The organism is Nocardia yamanashiensis, assembly GCF_021183565.1.
In the GTDB taxonomy this organism is placed as follows: Bacteria; Actinomycetota; Actinomycetes; order Mycobacteriales; family Mycobacteriaceae; genus Nocardia; species Nocardia yamanashiensis.
Genome location: NZ_CP089226.1, coordinates 3,717,485 through 3,734,399, shown reverse-complemented (window position 1 = coordinate 3,734,399; position 16,915 = coordinate 3,717,485). Strand labels below are relative to the sequence as shown.

The 16,915-nt window shown below is 65.3% G+C and carries 26 protein-coding genes; 20 read left to right on the top strand and 6 right to left on the bottom strand.

Annotation, left to right across the window (positions count from 1 at the left end; all coding sequences use genetic code 11):
- Window positions 1-187: 187 nt before the first annotated feature.
- The 18 genes from LTV02_RS18005 to LTV02_RS17920 all read left to right on the top strand — a co-directional run bounded on the left by LTV02_RS18005 (window position 188) and on the right by LTV02_RS17920 (window position 8,973).
- Window positions 188-415 carry a helix-turn-helix domain-containing protein gene (locus tag LTV02_RS18005; protein ID WP_233041088.1) on the top strand — a complete coding sequence of 76 codons (228 nt, stop codon included), beginning with the start codon at window positions 188-190 and terminating at the stop codon, window positions 413-415.
- Window positions 412-579, top strand: coding sequence for a hypothetical protein (locus LTV02_RS18000; protein WP_233041087.1), 168 nt, complete (start codon window positions 412-414; stop codon window positions 577-579). Before LTV02_RS18005 ends, LTV02_RS18000 begins: the two co-directional genes overlap by 4 nt.
- The gene (locus tag LTV02_RS17995; RefSeq protein ID WP_233041086.1) at window positions 576-812 is read left to right on the top strand and encodes a hypothetical protein; all 237 of its coding nucleotides are present in this window, start codon (window positions 576-578) and stop codon (window positions 810-812) included. Before LTV02_RS18000 ends, LTV02_RS17995 begins: the two co-directional genes overlap by 4 nt.
- On the top strand, window positions 809-1,564 hold the full coding sequence (locus LTV02_RS17990; protein WP_233041085.1) for a hypothetical protein: 756 nt from the start codon (window positions 809-811) through the stop codon (window positions 1,562-1,564). Before LTV02_RS17995 ends, LTV02_RS17990 begins: the two co-directional genes overlap by 4 nt.
- A gap of 1 nt (window position 1,565) precedes the next feature.
- The gene (locus LTV02_RS17985; RefSeq protein ID WP_233041084.1) at window positions 1,566-1,736 is read left to right on the top strand and encodes a hypothetical protein; all 171 of its coding nucleotides are present in this window, start codon (window positions 1,566-1,568) and stop codon (window positions 1,734-1,736) included.
- A complete protein-coding gene (locus LTV02_RS17980) occupies window positions 1,733-3,799 on the top strand; it encodes a hypothetical protein (RefSeq protein WP_233041083.1) in 2,067 nt (688 codons plus the stop codon). Before LTV02_RS17985 ends, LTV02_RS17980 begins: the two co-directional genes overlap by 4 nt.
- Complete coding sequence (locus LTV02_RS17975) at window positions 3,796-3,981, top strand: hypothetical protein (protein ID WP_233041082.1); 186 nt, start codon at window positions 3,796-3,798, stop codon at window positions 3,979-3,981. The genes LTV02_RS17980 and LTV02_RS17975 overlap by 4 nt, the downstream gene beginning before the upstream one ends.
- A complete protein-coding gene (locus LTV02_RS17970) occupies window positions 3,978-4,874 on the top strand; it encodes a DUF2637 domain-containing protein (RefSeq protein ID WP_233041081.1) in 897 nt (298 codons plus the stop codon). The genes LTV02_RS17975 and LTV02_RS17970 overlap by 4 nt, the downstream gene beginning before the upstream one ends.
- Complete coding sequence (locus LTV02_RS17965) at window positions 4,871-5,308, top strand: hypothetical protein (RefSeq protein WP_233041080.1); 438 nt, start codon at window positions 4,871-4,873, stop codon at window positions 5,306-5,308. Before LTV02_RS17970 ends, LTV02_RS17965 begins: the two co-directional genes overlap by 4 nt.
- Before the next feature lie 22 nt (window positions 5,309-5,330).
- Window positions 5,331-6,200: a hypothetical protein gene (locus LTV02_RS17960; protein ID WP_233041079.1), complete on the top strand. Its 870-nt coding sequence runs from the start codon at window positions 5,331-5,333 to the stop codon at window positions 6,198-6,200.
- Window positions 6,201-6,372: 172 nt separating this feature from the next.
- Window positions 6,373-6,840 (top strand): single-stranded DNA-binding protein, encoded by a 468-nt coding sequence (ssb, locus tag LTV02_RS17955; RefSeq protein ID WP_233041078.1) that lies wholly within the window; start codon window positions 6,373-6,375, stop codon window positions 6,838-6,840.
- A 2-nt stretch (window positions 6,841-6,842) separates the two neighbouring features.
- On the top strand, window positions 6,843-7,175 hold the full coding sequence (locus LTV02_RS17950; RefSeq protein WP_233041077.1) for a hypothetical protein: 333 nt from the start codon (window positions 6,843-6,845) through the stop codon (window positions 7,173-7,175).
- A 55-nt stretch (window positions 7,176-7,230) separates the two neighbouring features.
- Entirely contained in the window at window positions 7,231-7,827 is a 597-nt protein-coding gene (locus LTV02_RS17945) for a hypothetical protein (RefSeq protein WP_233041076.1), read from the top strand.
- Complete coding sequence (locus LTV02_RS17940; protein WP_233041075.1) at window positions 7,824-8,222, top strand: hypothetical protein; 399 nt, start codon at window positions 7,824-7,826, stop codon at window positions 8,220-8,222. Before LTV02_RS17945 ends, LTV02_RS17940 begins: the two co-directional genes overlap by 4 nt.
- The gene (locus LTV02_RS17935) at window positions 8,222-8,425 is read left to right on the top strand and encodes a hypothetical protein (protein ID WP_233041074.1); all 204 of its coding nucleotides are present in this window, start codon (window positions 8,222-8,224) and stop codon (window positions 8,423-8,425) included. The genes LTV02_RS17940 and LTV02_RS17935 overlap by 1 nt, the downstream gene beginning before the upstream one ends.
- On the top strand, window positions 8,422-8,583 hold the full coding sequence (locus LTV02_RS17930; RefSeq protein WP_233041073.1) for a hypothetical protein: 162 nt from the start codon (window positions 8,422-8,424) through the stop codon (window positions 8,581-8,583). The genes LTV02_RS17935 and LTV02_RS17930 overlap by 4 nt, the downstream gene beginning before the upstream one ends.
- Complete coding sequence (locus LTV02_RS17925) at window positions 8,576-8,752, top strand: hypothetical protein (RefSeq protein WP_233041072.1); 177 nt, start codon at window positions 8,576-8,578, stop codon at window positions 8,750-8,752. The genes LTV02_RS17930 and LTV02_RS17925 overlap by 8 nt, the downstream gene beginning before the upstream one ends.
- A gap of 14 nt (window positions 8,753-8,766) precedes the next feature.
- Entirely contained in the window at window positions 8,767-8,973 is a 207-nt protein-coding gene (locus LTV02_RS17920; RefSeq protein WP_233041071.1) for a hypothetical protein, read from the top strand.
- A gap of 183 nt (window positions 8,974-9,156) precedes the next feature.
- Here the strand turns inward: LTV02_RS17920 and LTV02_RS17915 are convergent, their stop codons facing one another.
- Genes LTV02_RS17915 through LTV02_RS17900 form a run of 4 tightly spaced genes read right to left on the bottom strand, consistent with a single transcriptional unit; the run spans window position 9,157 to window position 10,598 of the window.
- A complete protein-coding gene (locus tag LTV02_RS17915; protein ID WP_233041070.1) occupies window positions 9,157-9,492 on the bottom strand; it encodes a YnfA family protein in 336 nt (111 codons plus the stop codon).
- Window positions 9,493-9,503: 11 nt separating this feature from the next.
- Entirely contained in the window at window positions 9,504-9,821 is a 318-nt protein-coding gene (locus LTV02_RS17910; protein ID WP_233041069.1) for a hypothetical protein, read from the bottom strand.
- Window positions 9,811-10,257, bottom strand: coding sequence for a MerR family transcriptional regulator (locus LTV02_RS17905; RefSeq protein ID WP_233041068.1), 447 nt, complete (start codon window positions 10,255-10,257; stop codon window positions 9,811-9,813). The genes LTV02_RS17910 and LTV02_RS17905 overlap by 11 nt, the downstream gene beginning before the upstream one ends.
- On the bottom strand, window positions 10,254-10,598 hold the full coding sequence (locus LTV02_RS17900) for a hypothetical protein (protein ID WP_233041067.1): 345 nt from the start codon (window positions 10,596-10,598) through the stop codon (window positions 10,254-10,256). Before LTV02_RS17900 ends, LTV02_RS17905 begins: the two co-directional genes overlap by 4 nt.
- A gap of 1,219 nt (window positions 10,599-11,817) precedes the next feature.
- Between LTV02_RS17900 and LTV02_RS17895 the strand changes: the two genes are divergently transcribed.
- Entirely contained in the window at window positions 11,818-12,450 is a 633-nt protein-coding gene (locus LTV02_RS17895; RefSeq protein ID WP_233041066.1) for a hypothetical protein, read from the top strand.
- 922 nt (window positions 12,451-13,372) lie between these two features.
- Here the strand turns inward: LTV02_RS17895 and LTV02_RS17890 are convergent.
- Window positions 13,373-14,815: a S8 family peptidase gene (locus tag LTV02_RS17890; protein ID WP_233041065.1), complete on the bottom strand. Its 1,443-nt coding sequence runs from the start codon at window positions 14,813-14,815 to the stop codon at window positions 13,373-13,375.
- Window positions 14,816-15,124: 309 nt separating this feature from the next.
- Between LTV02_RS17890 and LTV02_RS17885 the strand changes: the two genes are divergently transcribed.
- Window positions 15,125-16,219 carry a GGDEF domain-containing protein gene (locus tag LTV02_RS17885; RefSeq protein ID WP_233041064.1) on the top strand — a complete coding sequence of 365 codons (1,095 nt, stop codon included), beginning with the start codon at window positions 15,125-15,127 and terminating at the stop codon, window positions 16,217-16,219.
- On the opposite strand, the gene LTV02_RS17880 is transcribed toward LTV02_RS17885, so the two are convergent.
- Window positions 16,198-16,908, bottom strand: coding sequence for an HAD family hydrolase (locus LTV02_RS17880; protein WP_233041063.1), 711 nt, complete (start codon window positions 16,906-16,908; stop codon window positions 16,198-16,200). The two genes, LTV02_RS17885 and LTV02_RS17880, sit on opposite strands and share 22 nt — an antisense overlap.
- Between the last annotated feature and the right edge of the window lie 7 nt (window positions 16,909-16,915).

The following is a 16,915-nucleotide window of genomic DNA, read 5'->3' as shown; positions in this document are numbered from 1 at the left end:
GGGGAACGACCCCGCGCGGGTATCTCTGATCATCGGCTTCGAGTCCTGTCCGTCCGGCACAGTCTCAGACTACGTGTGCAGTCCGAGCTTCGTGTGCCGTCCAATGTTCCGTGTTTCAGCGCCTCCATCACGAGTTTTCTGATGTGGCAAGGCATTTCATGCCATGCCCGTCAAAGGAGGCACATTCATGACACAGAGACGAACCGGGGACATGCGGGCTCCAACCGGCCAGTTGATGAGCCTGCGAGAGGCCGCTGCGCTGGCCCACGTGGATATCAAGACCATTCGCCGATGGATCGACGGCGGCCATCTCGCCGCGTACAGGATGGGGCCGCGGCTGTTGCGAGTCGAACGTAGCGAGCTGTTGGCGGTCGCCAAGCCGGTAACGGCGAACTTCCCTGGCGGTGCAGCATGATCCGCACAACCTTTCTGCTGTTGGCCATCGTTCTGGCTGTCGCGATCTTCGCACCCCAGCTCGGGATTCTGCTTTTGATTGCGGTGTTCCTGCTCAGCGTGGCTGGGCTGGCCTGGAGCTACTTCAGCCCCTTCAATCGCCATGGGCGGGGTGGTCGGCGATGAACGAGTACCTACTCACCGGACGCAATGACCGGGTAGCCGTGCCGATGTCTTCACCCGCCGTTGCAGCGCTGGTGCTGGCCGCGTTCGTATTCGCTGCGGGGCTGTACTTCGGTGTGCTGCTGTTCGGCACGCGGGAGGCCCTGCCTTCGACGGTGGTGGTGTGCCCGGCGCCCGGAACCGGGCAGGTGGCGGCGTGGCCGAAGGAATGCCCGCGTGAGGCGGTGGCACCATGAGCGAGCCGGAGATTCGATTGCAGGGCTGGGAGACCCTGATCGAGGAGTTCACAGCCCAGCAGTACGGCCTGTCCTTCGACACCTTGAACAAAGTGGTGGGGAAGGGGCCGCGGGTCGCCTCGAAGTTGGCGCGCCGCTTGAAGAAGGCCGGTCGCGTGCAGGTGGTGCGGATCGATTACGGGTCGCCGGGGCCGTGGCGGAACTCGCCGAACTTCGATGCCCCCGACCTGGTCCCGCACGGCCCGTTGTGGATCTACCCGACCCGTGAAATTGCTTGGGGTTACCTTGAATTCGATCCGGGCGAGTGGCATCCGAAAGCGTCCACCGCAGCTCACCTGACCGCGGTCACGGAGTTGCGGTTGGCGCTGACCGGCCTGGACACCGATCCGCAGGTGTGGACCAGTGAGCGGTTGTTGAGGCGGCAGCTCAAGACCGACACCGGGCGTCCCGATGGTCACATTCATGACGGCTGGTTCCGGGATTTCGCCGATCCGGACAAGGTATGGGCGGTCGAGGTGGAGTTGTCCCGCAAGTTCGGTCAGGGCCGCTTGCTGCGTGCGGTGACCACGGCCCTGGAGACAGCCGAGCGGCAGGAGTTGGCCGGCGTCCTGTATTTCGTGCGCGGGGCCGGACTCTTGCGAGCGGTCGAGGGCGTGGCGGCGCGGATCGCGCATCAGCGCAATCTCGATCGTCTTTCCAATCTCGAAATCCACGACCTCGATGCCACTTTGGTGCGCAAGGGAGTGCACTGACATGGACATTCTCATCGAACTCGGGATCACCGAGCAGAACGCCGCGAGATTTAGCACAGGAGGTGCGGACGCCGCGCTGACCTTGTGGGAGTACTCGCCTGAGGAACGAATCGCGATTTTGGAAGCTCTGCTCAACGGCTCGCCTTCGTCGGACACGGAGGTGCAGTCATGAGCGGTTGCGTTCCGTTGATCACCCCCGAGGACTGCGGCACCACCGCGCCGCCGGTCCCCACCACCACGACGATGCTCACCGCACCGCCGCCCGCCACTCAGGTGAACGAGGTTCCGGCACAACCGGATTCAGATCAGTTGTTCGACAATCCGACGTTGCCGAACGGCTGGCACGCCCCGAACTGGAGCCTGCACGTCTCCAGCGTCACCGAAGTTCTCGCGTTCCTGGGCACGCTGCTGCTCGGGCTGGGATTCCTGATCGCACTGGCGGTCGGTATGAACTGGTTCGCGAACCGGCGGCGCTGGGATGCCCTGCAGGTCCGCAACTACGCCCTCGGGACCCTGATGTTGCCGCTAGGTGCCATGGTGATCACGAACTCCTGGTTCGCCGCGCCGCGCCTGTGGTGGCAGGGCACCCACGTCCTGGTGACTGCCGGCCCCGGCTCGGGTGCCCTGGTGGCGATGACCGCCGGGTGCCTGCCGGTGGCCTGGGCTATGGCGGCGCTGTATCGGGCGCGGTTTCTGTCCCGGCTCGGGACTGAGGGCATCGATTCACCCTGGAAAACGCGACGGCTGCTGCGTCGCCAGCAGCACGGGCAAGCCGCAGCGGCGCGCCGGGCGGCTCGTTATGGTGCGCCGTTGGTGACAGGCTGGTTGAAGTCGCGGGCGGTGCTCGGGTCGCTGTCCGAACGCACGGACGCGACCCAGCCGACGGTGACCACGCAGCTGGTGGAGAAGCGGTCGGCGAAGTTGGAGATCCCGATCGAGGGGCTCGGGCACATGTACCTGCTGGGCAAGTCCCAGAAGGCAGGCAAGACCACACTGTTGGTGCGGTTGGGCTCGAGTTTGTTCGAAGCCTATTGGCACCGGTATGTGCGGACCGGTGAGAAGCGCCCGTTGTTGATCTTCCTGGATTGCAAGGGCGGCAAGCCGGGGCTGGCGACGGGTCGTCAGGTGGTGAAGATCGCGCATCGGTTGGGAGTGCGGCCGGAGCGGATCGCATTGTGGCCCATCACTAATCGCCTGGATCTGTGGGACATGTCGGCCGAGGATCAGTGCGCCACCTTGGAGTCGATGATCAACCCGGTGCAGGCCACTGACGCCGGTTCGGAGCATTTCAAGCAGAACCGTATCCGGGTGGTGCAGCTGGCGGTCATGGCACCCGGCGGTAAACCGGCGTCGAAAGATGATTTCCAGCAACGTCTTTCGCTGGACTGGCTCAAGGATGCGTGGGCAGGGCATGACGCGATCCTGGCGGAGATCGATGATCTTCAGCAGAACAAGCCGCCCGCGGTGGGGGATGTGGCGGGCAAGTTCCGCAACATCTTCAACGCGATCGGCGAAGGCTTCGAAGGTGGCCGACCGCTCGACTCCTTCGATGTCATCTACGCCACCACCCCCGGCACCATCCGCGGCGAATACGCCCGCGCCCAGGTCGCGGCGATCACCACGTTGATTTCGCAGTTCGCGTGTGGGGAGCATGACCGGCAGATCATTTTGATCATTGATGAGATGTCGGCGGTGTCGGACAAGACCGGCGGCATCAACCAATTCACCATCGCCGAACGACTTTTGGGCATGGGAGTGGTGGCGATCTTCGCCGCCCAGAACCAATATGGACTCGGAGCCACCCCGGACGAGCGCCGCCGCCTGATGGAAGGCTGCCCCTCGGGCGGACTGCTCATGTGCCTGGAAGGCGCGGGCAAGGTCTCGGAGGTATCCGGCACGCGGCCGGTCACCGAGAACTCGCGGCACTCCAAGAACGGCAAAGTCGGTGACGAAGGCACCCTGGGCAACCGGGACACCTTCTTCATCGACCCCAACCGGCTCGCCGAATTCCAGCGCGGTGACGTGGTGTGGGTACACGCGCTCAAAGCTCAATGGGGACATGTGATCCCGGTCGATCTGGACCAGATCACCCCACTACCGGCCGACCCCCATCCGCAGCGGTGGGCACGCAACACCCAGCCGCGGGTGCCGTTGCGCGCGGTGCGGGATCTCGATTCCGGGCCTGCGCGGCGCGCGGACTTCGGGTTCGACGGTGAGGGCGGTGAGTCCGCATGACCGACTACCTGCGGTCGATGGCCGCCTACGTGGCCACCCAGAACCGGCACCACCACCGTGATGACCGCCCTGTTCCCGGACAGGTGGCCACCCCGGACATCCACGCGGACAACCCGATCGGAAGCGCGGACATCACCGACGCGGACGCGGCCACCGAGCTGGACAGGGGGTGGACACGATGACTACCACCCAAGAGAAGACGCGTGGCCAGCTGGTGGCGTGGGCGGGATTCGTGTTCGGGTCGTTGACCTCGATCGCGGCCAATGTCCTGCACACCTGGCTTCCTGTCGACCGGATGCCACCGGAGTGGACGCCCGGGATCGCCCCGCAGATCGGGGCCGCCGTGTGGCCGATCGGGCTCCTGCTCAGTGTCGAGGTGCTCTCGCGGGCAGCCTGGCGCAGCGGCGGCTGGTGGGCGATCGCCCGCTACGGCGGGGCGGGCACGGTCGCGCTCGGTTCGGCGGTCATCTCCTACGGCCACGTCCGGGAAGTGCTGTTGGCCTGGGGCTACGGGCATCCCGCTGCCGAATTCGGGCCGCTCACCCTCGATGGGCTGATGGTCGTATCTGGGTTCGCGCTGCTGTCGATGACCCCGCGTCGCGACACCGAACACCACCGGACGGCGCCGCGGTTTCGAATCCGAGAACCCGAACCCGCTATCCCGCACGAGGTTCCCCTCACAGTTCAGGTGGAACCGGCCGCGCCGAACGACATTCACCCCGCCGAAGTGGTGGCCACGGTGTCCGGACAGAACCCCGAAGGGGTGGCCACCGAGGTGGACATGCCTCCCGCACAGGCGGACGCGACCGCCGAAGGGGCGGACAGCGGGGAGGGCATCGAGGCGGACAGTCGTCGCCAGCGTGCCCGTGAACTACATGCCCTGGGCTGGACGCACGCGCGGATCGCGGCCGAACTCGCAGTCAGCAAACGCACTGTCCGCCGTTACTTGTCCTCCGGGGCGGACACCGATGGCCATGCGGACAGCCCCGAGGACACCGCGGATCTGTTCGGACCGGACTGGCTGACCGCGCTCGACACCAATCATCACGACAACCATGAGGGAGTTCTGTCATGACCACCAACAGCAACAGCGGGCGTGGGATCGATTGGGACGGTGAGTTGCAAGCGCTCATGGAGTCCTCCGGTATCAAACTCGCCGAACTCACTCGCCCGAACTGGAAGATGCGGTGGCGCCGCAGAGCACTCGGTGCCCGGGCTTTCGGGGCGGCGGTCGTGATCACGCTGCCGCTGATGTGGATAACCGTCTCGTCTGGTGCACCCGCCGCGGCGGTGGTGCCGCTGCTGATCTGGCTGACGGGCTGGATCGGCTACGGCGTGTGGGTCAGCGCGGGCCACCCAGACTGGTCGATCATCGCCCACGCCATTGCCGGAATCGTCAGCGCCGCAAGCCATCTCGTGTCCCGATCGTACTTCGCCCGAACTCGCCCAGCGCGGGCACGGTGGCGTGCCTACCGCATCGCCCGTGCCACCGCAGTCAAGACCGCCTGAATCCCAGAGAGGAAGCCCGAACATGTTTTCCGGCAATGACACTCAGCAGGCCGGTGGTTCCGGCGGCGGGAACACCGTCGATGAGACCAGCCGCAGTTTCTACCAGTTGTTGCAGTTGCTGCTGCGGCTCTCGCAGCAGTACCAGCACAACTTCCCGCGCGGGCTCAAGCTCTCGCGGACCGAGTACAAGGAGTTCCAGCGCCAGCTGGAAGAACACATCCGGCTCGCTCAGTTCGAGCAGGCGACCACGATCGCCTGGTATGAGGCGCGGGTCGCCGACTATCAGCGTGAGAGTGCCGATATCGCAGCCCGGGCGGCCGCCGGCACTCTCTCGGATGAAGAGCGGCTCAAGGCGACGGCCTATATGCAGGGCAAGCGGGCCGAGATCGAGTCCACCATCCACGCCACCTCGTTGACGCCCGAGCAGCGCGGGCAGGTGGTGCAGCGCCTGGACGCTGTCGATGCCGATCCGCGGGTTCGGATGCAGCACGGGGTGTTCGGGCCGATGACGCGCAAGGAGAAAGCCGTCGCCCGCGGCCGGGCCGCACAGTCCGAGGCCGAGACCATCGAACACCAGGACCAGCGTGCCGCCCGCGAAGCCGCCACCGCGCAACCGGACACCCCGGCCGGGCTCGGACCGGCCGTGACCGCGTTCCTGAAAGCCAATGCTGTTCTGCAGCAGCAAGTCCAGACCCTCACCGCCGAGAACGGTGCGCTCACGCAGCAGGTCGAGCAGCTGCAAGCGCAAGTCACCGCGACCGCCGCGACCAACGGGCACGCGCCACGCCCGCAGCAGCAGGCCGAACAGGACGCCGCGACCGCGGAAGCCGAGCAGGGTCCGGGCATGCCGCCCGAGGGCGGGAATGCGGCGCAGATGCAAGCCGAGGCGTGACCGATGTGCCTGCGCCCCAAGAGTTTTTCAACAACAACACAGAAAGGAGTCACCGATACGACCGCTGAACACCCGTGATGCTCACGCATTACGACTCTGAGGCTTGGACAACCTCACCGGAACCTATGTTTCGGGAAATCCTAACTATTTCAACAACTTTCAGGAGTATGACATGTCCGGAGAGACTTCTCTCACCATCATCGGCAACCTGACCGCCGACCCCGTCATCCGTTACCTCAACAACGACGGTGACGCGGTGGTCAACTTCACGGTCGCTTCCACCCCGCGAGTGTTCGATTCGAAGACCAAGCAGTGGAAGGACGGGCCCGCGTTGTTCATGCGCTGCACCCAGTGGCGCGAAGCGGGCGAGCACGTCGCCAATTCCCTGTCCAAGGGGGATCGGGTGATCGTGGTCGGCAAGCTACAGCAACGCGACTACCAGGACCGTGAAGGCGTCAAACGCACCGTCGTGGAACTGGTGGCCGACGAGGTGGGGACATCCCTGAAATATGCGGTGGCCAAACCAGTCCGGTCCAAAGCGCGCGGCAGTGGGCGGCCGACTCCGAAGGCCGGCGGCGGTGCGGGGGCCAATGATGACCCCTACGCCGGTTTCCAGCCGTCCGAGGACGAGGTGGCGTGATCATGGCATGCGTCATCAGCCGGTTCGATCACCCCAATGGTGACGGCGACAAGGTGAACGTGCATTGGCACGAGTTGATCACCCACATGGTGGTGCAACTGAGCATCACCGATCCGTCCATCGCCTTGACCTGGCAGCCCGATGCCGAGACCGGTATCCAGGCTTTCCTGAGTCTCGGTGAAGCCTCCGCCCTGGCGGATGCGCTCAACGATGCGCTGGACAGGTTCGCCGAATTCGATGACGGCGAGGACCCGCGACCGGATTGGTTGCCCGATCCGCTCACCGATCGGCTGCCGGAGTTCGGGCGCCCGTGGCCGCAGGCGGGGGAGTGCTGATGCGCAACCTCCTGCGCCACAACGCCATTCACCACAAAAAGGAAGGAATCTGATCATGGCGTACCTGCACACGGAAGCGAAAGCGGCTTCCAACGGCGAGTATGGACGCGGCGGAAGCGGCTCGGTGCGTTTGGTGTGGCACAACATGCCCGATGCGACGGTCGAGTTGCTGCCCGCCGAGGACAGCCGCGGTGACATCGAGATCCGCTGGCATGTGCGTCCCGAGTGGGAAGGAGTGCTTGCCGACCTCAACGTCGATGAGGCTCGCATCCTGCGGAACAACCTGAACTCGGCGATTACCAGGTTCCTCAGCACCACTGGTAGCAGTGTCACTGACAACGACGTCGACGACGCGGTCACCGTCAACGTGGACGGCACCGTGCTGACACTGCCGGGCGAGCCCACCTTCTGCCAGACGTGCAACGGCCGAATCGGTCTGCTGCACAACGGCAGTGAGTACTGGTGGACCCACGAACCGTACTCGATCAACGACCACGAACCTGCGGTCGCGATGGTGTGCGCGGTCTGCGACGACACGATCGTGGCGGCTGAAAACGGGTCGTATCGGTGGTGGCACCGCACGTACCCCGAGGATGACCACAGGGCTGTCCCGGCCTGGGCCGTGCGGGCCGCTGCCGAGGAGGTCGCGTGATGAACACCAGCCAGATGATCGGCCGTGCCGAACGGCTTGGACGATTGCTGATCACGATGGAACCGGGCGCGAAGTTCCGGTTCACGTTCCTCTACTCGCTCGGCGGGCAGTACCGGTCGGTAACGGCTGAACTCCCGCGCACGCGGGCAGGGGAACTCATCGAAGCGGTCACCGACGCCATCCAGGCCGGTACCGCGGTCGAAGAGGACGAACCGGCTGTTGCCGACCTCAAAGCCCAGGGCGTGTGGGTGGCCGAGCTGATCAAGGAACGCGACGGACTCAAGGACCACTGCAAGGACCTGCTCGATCAGGTGCAGTGCCTGCAATGGGATTTGGGTGCGCTCCAGAAGCAGCACGATCTGTGCCCGCCACAGGTCGCGGCAAGGAGACGGTGATGGACCCGGACAAGGCTCTGGACCGTATCCGCGATCTCGTCTACGACGCCGACCGGCTCCGCCCCCAGCTCGACGGCAACGACGCCGCTCGGGTCCTCTATGCCCTCACCGAAGTCGTTGAGGGACTGGACCGCTGGCTGACCGACGGCGGGTTCCCGCCCGAGGATTGGCACTGGGAAACCAGCCCGGAGGTGTCGGCATGAAGGTCGATCTCGAATGCTGCGACGAGCGCATGAGTCTGGTGCCGGCCCCGTCGAAGGACTGGCCGATCACCCAACTCATGTACTGCTGCTACTGCGGTCACTACGAACCGTGGGATGGCGACGACGCTGCCCGCGGGAAAGAGGCCGGTCATGAGTAGCGGATCGGGTTACTACCCGTGCGTGTGTCGGGATTGCTTCGACATCTCGATCGGGTTGGCGGTCAACGGCTGGCCGTTGTGTCTGGACTGCGAGGACGCAGGCTGTGACGTCGACGGTGGCGAATGCCAGCGGGCCGACGCCTACGACAACAACGACGATTGTTGCTGACGTGGGGGTCGATCATGGCGAAGGCCAAGAAGCCGCTCAGCCCACGCACCGAGTTGCGGTTGGGTCGGGAGTTCCAGGAACGGTACGACCACGGAGACAACTGGTCTCGGATAGCCGTCGACTACGACATGTCGCAGGCAACGGTGAAACGACTGGCCAAGATCTACCGGGACGACTGTGATCGGAGAGCCCACCAGCATCAGCTGACCTTGTTCAACTGATCTACCGGGCACAACTGAATACTGAGAAAGCGGAGTCCGTGCCTGTCTTCACCAGGCACGGGCTCCGCCCTCTTTGTATCAGACCTCGAAGTCCAGCTCGCAGGACACTCGTGCCGTGCTGGGTAGTTCGGCCCGAGCGATAAGCGGCAGTTGAGTGCGTTCTGGGCGGTATCGGTGAGAAGCTCAGGCACCACGTGGCGCGTACATAATGATCGCGACACCAACCAGGCAGATCGCGGCACCGGTGATGTCCCAGCGGTCGGGTTTGAAGCCGTCCAGGGCCATGCCCCACAACAGTGACCCGGCAACGAACACCCCGCCGTAGGCGGCCAGGATGCGCCCGAAGTTGGCGTCAGGTTGCAGGGTGGCGACGAACCCGTAGAGGCCCAAAGCGATGACACCGGCCCCGATCCATGCCCAGCCTTTGTGTTCGCGCACGCCTTGCCACACCAGCCAAGCCCCACCGATTTCTGCGACAGCGGCCAGGACGAACAACAGAATCGAGCGCAGAACGGTCATAGCCGCAGATCCTAAATGCCGGATCCGGGTGCACCGACCGGCACGCTCGCACACCCGCAACCGGTGTCCGCGCACGACTGGCTGCCCGTCTCACCGCCGGTGCAGCCGTGTCGGCGTGCCCGCCAGCGGGACCACAGCAGCCCGGCCGTGCCGAGTCCGAGGAGGGCGACCCCGAGTGGTTCGAGCCACGACAGGCTCACCAGCAAGGTGCCGCTGCCAAGGATTCCGGCCGCGATGAGCAGCGGGGCCAGGCAGCAGCCCACGCACAGTCCCGCTCCGACCCCGACCGACGCCCACCAGCGGCGTGCGCTTGTCTGTTCAGCAGCCACAACGACCTGCCTCACACGGTGATGTGGTGGTGTCGAAAGGGACAGGGCAGGTGGGGGATTCGCTGCACGCGAGCAGGTCTTCACATCCTGCAGCGAGCGCGGCGACCAGGGTGCCACGAACAGCGGCCAGTTCGGCGAGTTTGGCGTCGACCTCGGTCAGCTTGGCCGTCACCCGCGCGCGTAAGCCCGCGTCCGCTCGCCGTCGCGCGCCGACTCGGGTCCCTTCGAGTAGGTCGGCGACCTCGTCGAGGGTGAACCCGAGCCGCTGGGCGGCCTTGATCACTCGCAGCACCGTCACTGAATCTTGCGGGTACAGCCGGTGCCCGCCGAGGGTGCGTTCTGGTTCGGCGAGCAGGCCCCGGCGTTCGTAGTACCGCAGGGTTTGGGTGTTCACCCCGGCCGCCGCGGCGAGCTCGCTGGTGCGCAACGAGGTCACTGCCGCGCTCCGATCGCGGTCTCTATGCGGGCGGCGAAAGCGTCGAGCACATCCACATAGGCCGGTGGGACCTCGACGTCCATCATCAAACCCTCGGTGCTGGTGGAGAAGTCGAAGGTGAAGAACGAGCAGCAGCTGCTCTCACGCCCGGCCAAGTCCCGCGCCGACGCCTCGGTTGCTGGGTCGAGGACCACTTGCAATCGTGCCGGGGCGAGGCGGTGGGTGGTCCGCGCGGCGTGGGTGAAGTACTCGTCGAATTCGGCGACCCTGATCGGCTGAGCGGCGGTCGGTAGCGTGCACGAGTCCGGTACCCAGTCCGTGGAGCCAGTGTTGATCGTCATGAAACCACGGTAAACCTGTACCTAGGTACCGAGTGCAAGCCCGAAATTGCGGCAGAACAAACGCCCGCCATTCGGCAATACAGGATGTTTGCGGAGCGGTGGGGCGGGGGCGCGTGACCAAGACGGGCAGGCCCCGCCTGCCCGGCACCCTGACCGTCTCGGCGTCGCAGAGGCTCCCGGCCGAGGAGGAATTTCCCGGTCCCCGGACCGCCCGATGAGCACCGACCGCGACGGGAAATTCGTCCTCGGGCGCGGAGGGGCGACGCCGTTACAATCGCGCGCCCCCACCCCACCGTGGACGTGGCGGGCACCCGGGACCGGCCCTGTTCCGGAGCCTGCTGATGGGGCTACACCCCGGAATCTGCTGTCGATCATGAAAATCCGGCGCAGCGGAACCCGTGTCGAAGGCGGGCGAAACTCGTCACACCGACTGCGAAACCGGTGCTGTACGAGTCACATCGCGGAAAAAGGTGTGTCAAACGTGGTCAGATGGGTCGCCTTGTTTGGCACTAGTTTCACACCCCCAGACACGCAGAGCGACCTGCGGTGATGTGTGCTCCCCTCGACCAGATCACCATATACACACATCAATGGGTGGTTCAGTAAGAAATGTGTGTGCATATGGTGATCTGGTCGAGGGGAGCAGTTGGGAAACAGAGTGGATTGTGTTGGGGGAGAGTTGAGTAAGAAGTAGTTGGTTGAGTTGGGTAATGAGCGTTGCTGTGAGTAGGTGGTGGCGTTCGGTGACGTGGGGTACGTACGTGACGGCCGCAAGGGCGGTGAGGTCCGGAGCGCTGGCGCGGTGGTGACGCCCGGCGGGTGTAGTTGCGTCGAGGTGGTCGAGTCCGGCGGGAATAGTTGCGTTTGCCAGCCCGGTGCCGAGTCTGCTCGGAAGTCTTGTGTGGCTGGTGAATTCCCTGGGCGTGCGCCGCATGCTAGCCGTGCCGCTCCTCCGCGCCCTAGGACGATTTTCCGGCTGGCGGATCTGTGATTTGCGGCGGTCGGGTGATCGGAAATTCGTCCTAGGCCGGGAGCCTCTGCGACACGGCGGGCAGGCGTTGAGGGCAGGCCGCGGGCCTGCCCCGGCGAGAGCGCGGCGCGCGCCCAGGGAATCCACGCTCTCGCGGGCATCCACTTTCCGTTGACACGTACGTGTCAAAGCCGCTGGGCCGCAGGTTGACACGTACGTGTCAAGGCTCTTCGGAAGGAACTGGAAATCATGACCGACTCCGACACCATCACCGGCCTACTTGTCACCGCGTTGGAAAACACCTGGACCGCTATCCGATCCCGCCACCCGGACGTGCCTGACGTGGTGCTTACTGTGGGCGCGGGGTCGATAGGGAGTAATGAACTCACGCTCGGGCACTTCGCTGCGAACCGTTGGGTGCGTGGAGAGTACGAGCTACACGAATTGTTCGTTGGCGGGGAAGGGCTCCAGCGTGGTGCCGCCGACGTACTCGGCACGCTGTTGCATGAGGCTGCGCACGGTGCCGCGGCGGTGCGCGGGATCAAGGACACGAGCCGCCAAGGTCGTTGGCACAATGAACGATTTCACGCTCTCGGAGCTGAACTGGGACTCACTCTCGCCCATGATCCTAAGCTCGGCTGGTCGGTCACCACCGTGCCGGAGCAGACGCGGCAGGCATACCGCCATGAGCTGGATGAGCTTGCGTTCGCGTTGGTGGCCTACCGGCGGCGTGAGCCGAACCGGCGTGGCGGACGTAAGTCCAACAACAACGGCATGACCGTTGAGTGCGATTGCGGTCGGAAGATCCGCGCTTCGGCCGGCACATTGGCGGCCGGTCCGATCGTCTGTGGCGTGTGCCAGATGCCCTTCCAGGAGGTCTAGATGCTCTGTTGGCTGGCGGGCGCAGTTGTAGGCGTGTAGCAGCAGCGCGCCGGAATGTAGCAAAACATGTTGCAGACAGGTGTCCAGACAAGAGTTCTAGAGTCTACCTGTGTCCTATGCGAACTACCGTGAGTGGCCTTGTCCTGCTCGTATGTTGTGAACGAGACGTGCAGGTCGGAGCTGTGAAATGCGTGATCCTGCTGTACTGGTTTTACACACCAGCGGTCGGGGGTTCGATCCCCTCTGCGCCCACCCTTCAACCGGCAGGTACCGACAGGTGCCTGCCGGTTTTCTCTGCCCCACGGGCCGATTCGTGGGGCAGAACTCGGGCAGCGACGGTAGCTAAATTGTTCGTCGAAGGCGCCCTGGCGTAAGACGTGCCAACGCCTGGGTAGTCCGGTTGAGTGGACCCCCCCGACGGGCACCGATCGGTTGTGCGGCCAGTAGCTCCTCGATTCGTGCCCAAGGTATGGCGGTGCGGAGCGCGCCGCATTGGCTGGCGAGATTTCCTCCGGCTGCTTCGACACGGGCTACGGCTTCCCGCAGGCGAATCGGTTCTTCGCCCAGTGCTTCCGCCAGCCACAGCAACCCGGGTGCGCACTTGAAGTGGTTGTAGAAGAAACGGGCATCCCGACCGGGAGTCTTACGGCCGTAGTAGCCGGGGCTGTTGTACTCGGCTAGCCATCCCAGGAGATGGTCGCGTTGACTCGGCCATCTCGATGCGGCCCCATTCTGTTCGAAGGCATCGGTGATCGGCTGTCGCGCAGGGAGGCTCTGCACTATTGCGTGAAGTTGGCGCGCCGAGATCGACATCCGTTGTCCAACCGCCCTTGGTTGTGTGGTCTATGGATACGAAATCTATTCGACCGGAGCAGGTTTCGGCCAGTGGAAGGGATTGGCTGGGGCTCGATGGCTTGGCAAACTATCTGTGCAGTTGCGGTAATGCCTCCAATTGCTGTGCGAGGTCGGTGAGGATCTGTCTGCGGAGGTGGGCGTTCACGGTGATCCATCGGGCGCCCCAGCCGGGGTCTACCGGGCGGGGGCCGTCGGGGCCGAGGACTACGCCGGGGGCGTCATTGATGATGCCGAAGAGGATGAACTCGAGGGCCGCATGGATTTCGGGGCGGAGTAGGTGGTTGTGCAGGCCCTGGATGGTGCGGCGTACGTCGGGCATGACTCCGATGCGGTCTGTCGCGGGGTCGGCGCTGGCGGTGCCCCAGGTGGTCAGGAGGGCGCGCATGTATTCGGAGTCGGCTCGAATATTGGTCGAGGACTGGATGAGTACGGCCGCGCCCGCCACGATGGGTGACGCGCCCGAGGTGCCGCCGAAGTCGGTAGTGTAGTCGTCGGTGCGCCGGCTCATCCAGCCGTCGCCCGTCGTATCGATGTGCTCACCCCAGCCGAAGCAGTCGACGCGGCTGCCAAAGTTGGAGAACCCCAAACGCCGGTGCGGCACAGCGGAACTCGCGGCGCCGACCATGATCGCGCCGGAATCCTTGAAATCGGCGCTGCCGCGCTTCAATACGGTCTTGCCCTTGGTGTCGGTGAAGGTGTCCAGATCGTAGGAGCCGTTACCGGCCGCCTCCACGACAACCAGGCCCTTGTCGCACGCGGCCCGAATCGCGTCGAACACAGCCTCTTCCACCTCTACCGGGACGTAACTGCTGCCACTGGTGGAGTAGACGGTCTGGGCTTCCAGGAGCAGTACGCTGCCGGGCACCAGCACATTGGAGACGCTCACAATGGCCTCGGCGGTGCTGTAGGCACCCCCGGCTCGATACTGCGAAACCACCGAAAACGTTGCGTGCGGGGCGATTCCGACGCCGCCGACGGTGTTGTCCACCGCGCCGAGCTCGCCCAGCACCGCCGTTCCGTGCCCGTGGTAGGCGGTGTTGACGCCGGACAGCAGGGAAATGTTCGCGGCCACGAGATCCTCATGGTTCAGCGTCCACCCCTGTTCCAGATCGACACAGGCCACACCCGCACCGGTGATGGATTGCTGCCATGCCCAACGCGCGTCGATTCCGGCCGGTGCGGCATCCAGGTAATGCTGCGCGGCGTTGCGCGGATCGTCGGCGGGATGCACGGGCGGCGGTGTCGGGCCGCCCTCGACATAGGCGGTCTCGACGGCCGGGTCGGCGGCGAGTTCCTCGGCCAGTGCCAAGGCGGTGTCGCGGTCGCGCACTTCGATGCGGCGGTAGCGATCCAGTGGACGTTCGGGACCACCGTGCCCGGGCGGGAGCGGCGCCAGCACACGCGGATCGAAGTAGTTCTCGAGCCGCAGGTCGTTGAGTCGTGACCCCCGCGCGGGTGGCGGGGCGTCCGCACGCAGCTTCACCACGATGCGGGCGGTGTGTTCGGTCATGGCCGATCCTTCCGGGAGAGTTGACTATCTCGTCACGGTGCGCGCGAATCGGCTGGGCGTCGTGCGTAGCGCACTACTCCACTTCTGTCCCAGGAGGTGGGGTGTGGAATGCCGCGAATGTCCGGTGTTTCCGGATTTCAGTGGAGTCCCGGAGCTCGCAAAGTATGTGATGTGTCGCACAGATCGGGTGGGGACGGTATTGCGGCCGGAATAGACTTCGTTAGCGCGCCGGGCGGGGTGAACGGCGTGGTCAGGCGGTAGGTAGGTTCCTTCGGTGCCCAGGGGTGGTGCATGCGGGTTGATCTGCGGATGCTGCGGGACTGGTGGTTCGAGGATGTGGACTATCGGTGGGTGGTGGGTGCGATCGCGGCGCGGTCGGCGTTGGGGGTGGTGAAGAACGCGATCGGGTTGTGTGGGCTCGTGGCGCCGGTTATTGCGGTGTTGACGGTGTTTTCACCGGAATTGCCGCATGGGGTGGGTGGGCGGATCGCGTTGTGGGGGCTGGTGGCGGTGGGGGTGGTTTGGGCGGTGCGGTGGTGGGTGCTGCCGTGGCCGGGGGAGCGGGAGTCGTTGGTGCTGGCGGGGGTGGCGGATGTGTGTATTACGGCGGTTTGCGTACTGAGCCCGGGGTATGCGGTGCGGTCGGTGGGGATGATGCTGCTGTTGGTGGTGGGGGTTTATGTCAGTGCGTTTCATACGCCGAAAGTGCTTGCGGTGCATACATTGTGGGCGCTCGGGTCGGCGGTGGTGCTGGCGGTGCCGCTGTTCGGGGGCGGGGACGTGCGGTCGGCGGTGATCATGATTTTGGGGATGGGCGCGGCGGTGGTGGTGCCGCCGGGGTTGCATTTCGGGTACGGCGCGCTGCGGGGGGCGATGCTGTCGGATCCGTTGACGAACCTGCTGAGCCGCCGGGGGCTCGACTATTACGCGGCGGACGTGTTCGCGCGGGCCACGCCCGTGCCGGTCTGTGTGTTGATGGTGGATCTCGATCGGTTCAAGGCCGTCAATGACACGTACGGGCATTCGTTCGGTGACGAGGTATTGATGCGGACGGCCGATCGGCTGCGTGCGGGTGCGCCGGCCGGAAGCGTGGTGTCCCGTTTCGGCGGTGAGGAATTCGCGATGGTGGTCCGGATGCCGGTCGAGGCGGCCTTCGACACCGCGCAGCGGCTGCGCCGGGCGATCGCCGAGCCGATCGGTGCGGTCACCGTGACGGCGAGCATCGGGCTCGCGGTCGCGGAAGGGCTGACAGCGGCGGAGACGGGCGGCGAGCGGTGTCCGCTGCGCGAAATCATCTGCGTCGCAGACGATGCGATGTACCGGGCGAAACAGCGGGGCGGTGACGCGGTAGTGGTTGCCCGGTCACCCGGGCCGGTGATGACTCACCACAGCACAGGCGGGTGATGCACACGGTCGTTGACGGCGGCCAGGTAGTCGATGGCGTGCAGCAGGTCGGGATAGACGCGGTGGGCGAGGCCGGTGGTCTCGGTGGTGGCCGGGATCAGGTCGGGGATGAGTAGGCAGCGCAGGCCCGCGGCGTGGGCGGCGCGTAGGCCGTTGGGGGAATCCTCGCAGGCCAGTGTGTGTTCCGGGGCGGTGGCGAGGGCTGCGGTGGCGGTCAGGTAGGGCTCGGGGTGGGGTTTGCCGTGGATCACGTCTTGGCGGGTGATGATGGCGTCGAAGCGGTGGGCGAGGCCGGTGGCGTGGAGGTGGTGGCGGGTGCGGGCGCGGGCGGAGGAGGTGGCGATGGCGCGGGGGATGGCGCGGTGGTCGAGTTCGTCCAGGAGTTCGGGGACGCCGGGTTTGGTGGTGAGCCGGCCTTCGTCGACCAGGCGGGCGATGGTGGTTTCGTGGGTGTGGAAGAAGTCGTCGAGGGGGAAGTCGGGGCCGAAGGCGGTGGCGGTGAGGGCCCGGCAGGTGTCGGCGGGCATGCCGATGAGGCTGTGGCAGAAACGTTCGGAGAGTTGGTAGCCGAGTTGGGCGCCGGACAGTGTCAGGGACTCGACGGCCAGGCGCTCGGAGTCGAGGAGTAGGCCGTCCATGTCGAAAACGACTGCGCGGATGGGCTTTTCGAAAGGGGATTCGGTGCTCATAGCCAGG

Bases quoted from the DNA above. Each gene is read 5' to 3' on its own strand.
- LTV02_RS18005 (WP_233041088.1), top strand. From the start codon at position 188: ATGACACAGAGACGAACCGGGGACATGCGGGCTCCAACCGGCCAGTTG.
- LTV02_RS18000 (WP_233041087.1), top strand. From the start codon at position 412: ATGATCCGCACAACCTTTCTGCTGTTGGCCATCGTTCTGGCTGTCGCG.
- LTV02_RS17995 (WP_233041086.1), top strand. From the start codon at position 576: ATGAACGAGTACCTACTCACCGGACGCAATGACCGGGTAGCCGTGCCG.
- LTV02_RS17990 (WP_233041085.1), top strand. From the start codon at position 809: ATGAGCGAGCCGGAGATTCGATTGCAGGGCTGGGAGACCCTGATCGAG.
- LTV02_RS17985 (WP_233041084.1), top strand. From the start codon at position 1,566: ATGGACATTCTCATCGAACTCGGGATCACCGAGCAGAACGCCGCGAGA.
- LTV02_RS17980 (WP_233041083.1), top strand. From the start codon at position 1,733: ATGAGCGGTTGCGTTCCGTTGATCACCCCCGAGGACTGCGGCACCACC.
- LTV02_RS17975 (WP_233041082.1), top strand. From the start codon at position 3,796: ATGACCGACTACCTGCGGTCGATGGCCGCCTACGTGGCCACCCAGAAC.
- LTV02_RS17970 (WP_233041081.1), top strand. From the start codon at position 3,978: ATGACTACCACCCAAGAGAAGACGCGTGGCCAGCTGGTGGCGTGGGCG.
- LTV02_RS17965 (WP_233041080.1), top strand. From the start codon at position 4,871: ATGACCACCAACAGCAACAGCGGGCGTGGGATCGATTGGGACGGTGAG.
- LTV02_RS17960 (WP_233041079.1), top strand. From the start codon at position 5,331: ATGTTTTCCGGCAATGACACTCAGCAGGCCGGTGGTTCCGGCGGCGGG.
- ssb (WP_233041078.1), top strand. From the start codon at position 6,373: ATGTCCGGAGAGACTTCTCTCACCATCATCGGCAACCTGACCGCCGAC.
- LTV02_RS17950 (WP_233041077.1), top strand. From the start codon at position 6,843: ATGGCATGCGTCATCAGCCGGTTCGATCACCCCAATGGTGACGGCGAC.
- LTV02_RS17945 (WP_233041076.1), top strand. From the start codon at position 7,231: ATGGCGTACCTGCACACGGAAGCGAAAGCGGCTTCCAACGGCGAGTAT.
- LTV02_RS17935 (WP_233041074.1), top strand. From the start codon at position 8,222: ATGGACCCGGACAAGGCTCTGGACCGTATCCGCGATCTCGTCTACGAC.
- LTV02_RS17930 (WP_233041073.1), top strand. From the start codon at position 8,422: ATGAAGGTCGATCTCGAATGCTGCGACGAGCGCATGAGTCTGGTGCCG.
- LTV02_RS17925 (WP_233041072.1), top strand. From the start codon at position 8,576: ATGAGTAGCGGATCGGGTTACTACCCGTGCGTGTGTCGGGATTGCTTC.
- LTV02_RS17920 (WP_233041071.1), top strand. From the start codon at position 8,767: ATGGCGAAGGCCAAGAAGCCGCTCAGCCCACGCACCGAGTTGCGGTTG.
- LTV02_RS17915 (WP_233041070.1), bottom strand. From the start codon at position 9,492: ATGACCGTTCTGCGCTCGATTCTGTTGTTCGTCCTGGCCGCTGTCGCA.
- LTV02_RS17900 (WP_233041067.1), bottom strand. From the start codon at position 10,598: ATGACGATCAACACTGGCTCCACGGACTGGGTACCGGACTCGTGCACG.
- LTV02_RS17895 (WP_233041066.1), top strand. From the start codon at position 11,818: ATGACCGACTCCGACACCATCACCGGCCTACTTGTCACCGCGTTGGAA.
- LTV02_RS17890 (WP_233041065.1), bottom strand. From the start codon at position 14,815: ATGACCGAACACACCGCCCGCATCGTGGTGAAGCTGCGTGCGGACGCC.
- LTV02_RS17885 (WP_233041064.1), top strand. From the start codon at position 15,125: ATGCTGCGGGACTGGTGGTTCGAGGATGTGGACTATCGGTGGGTGGTG.
- LTV02_RS17880 (WP_233041063.1), bottom strand. From the start codon at position 16,908: ATGAGCACCGAATCCCCTTTCGAAAAGCCCATCCGCGCAGTCGTTTTC.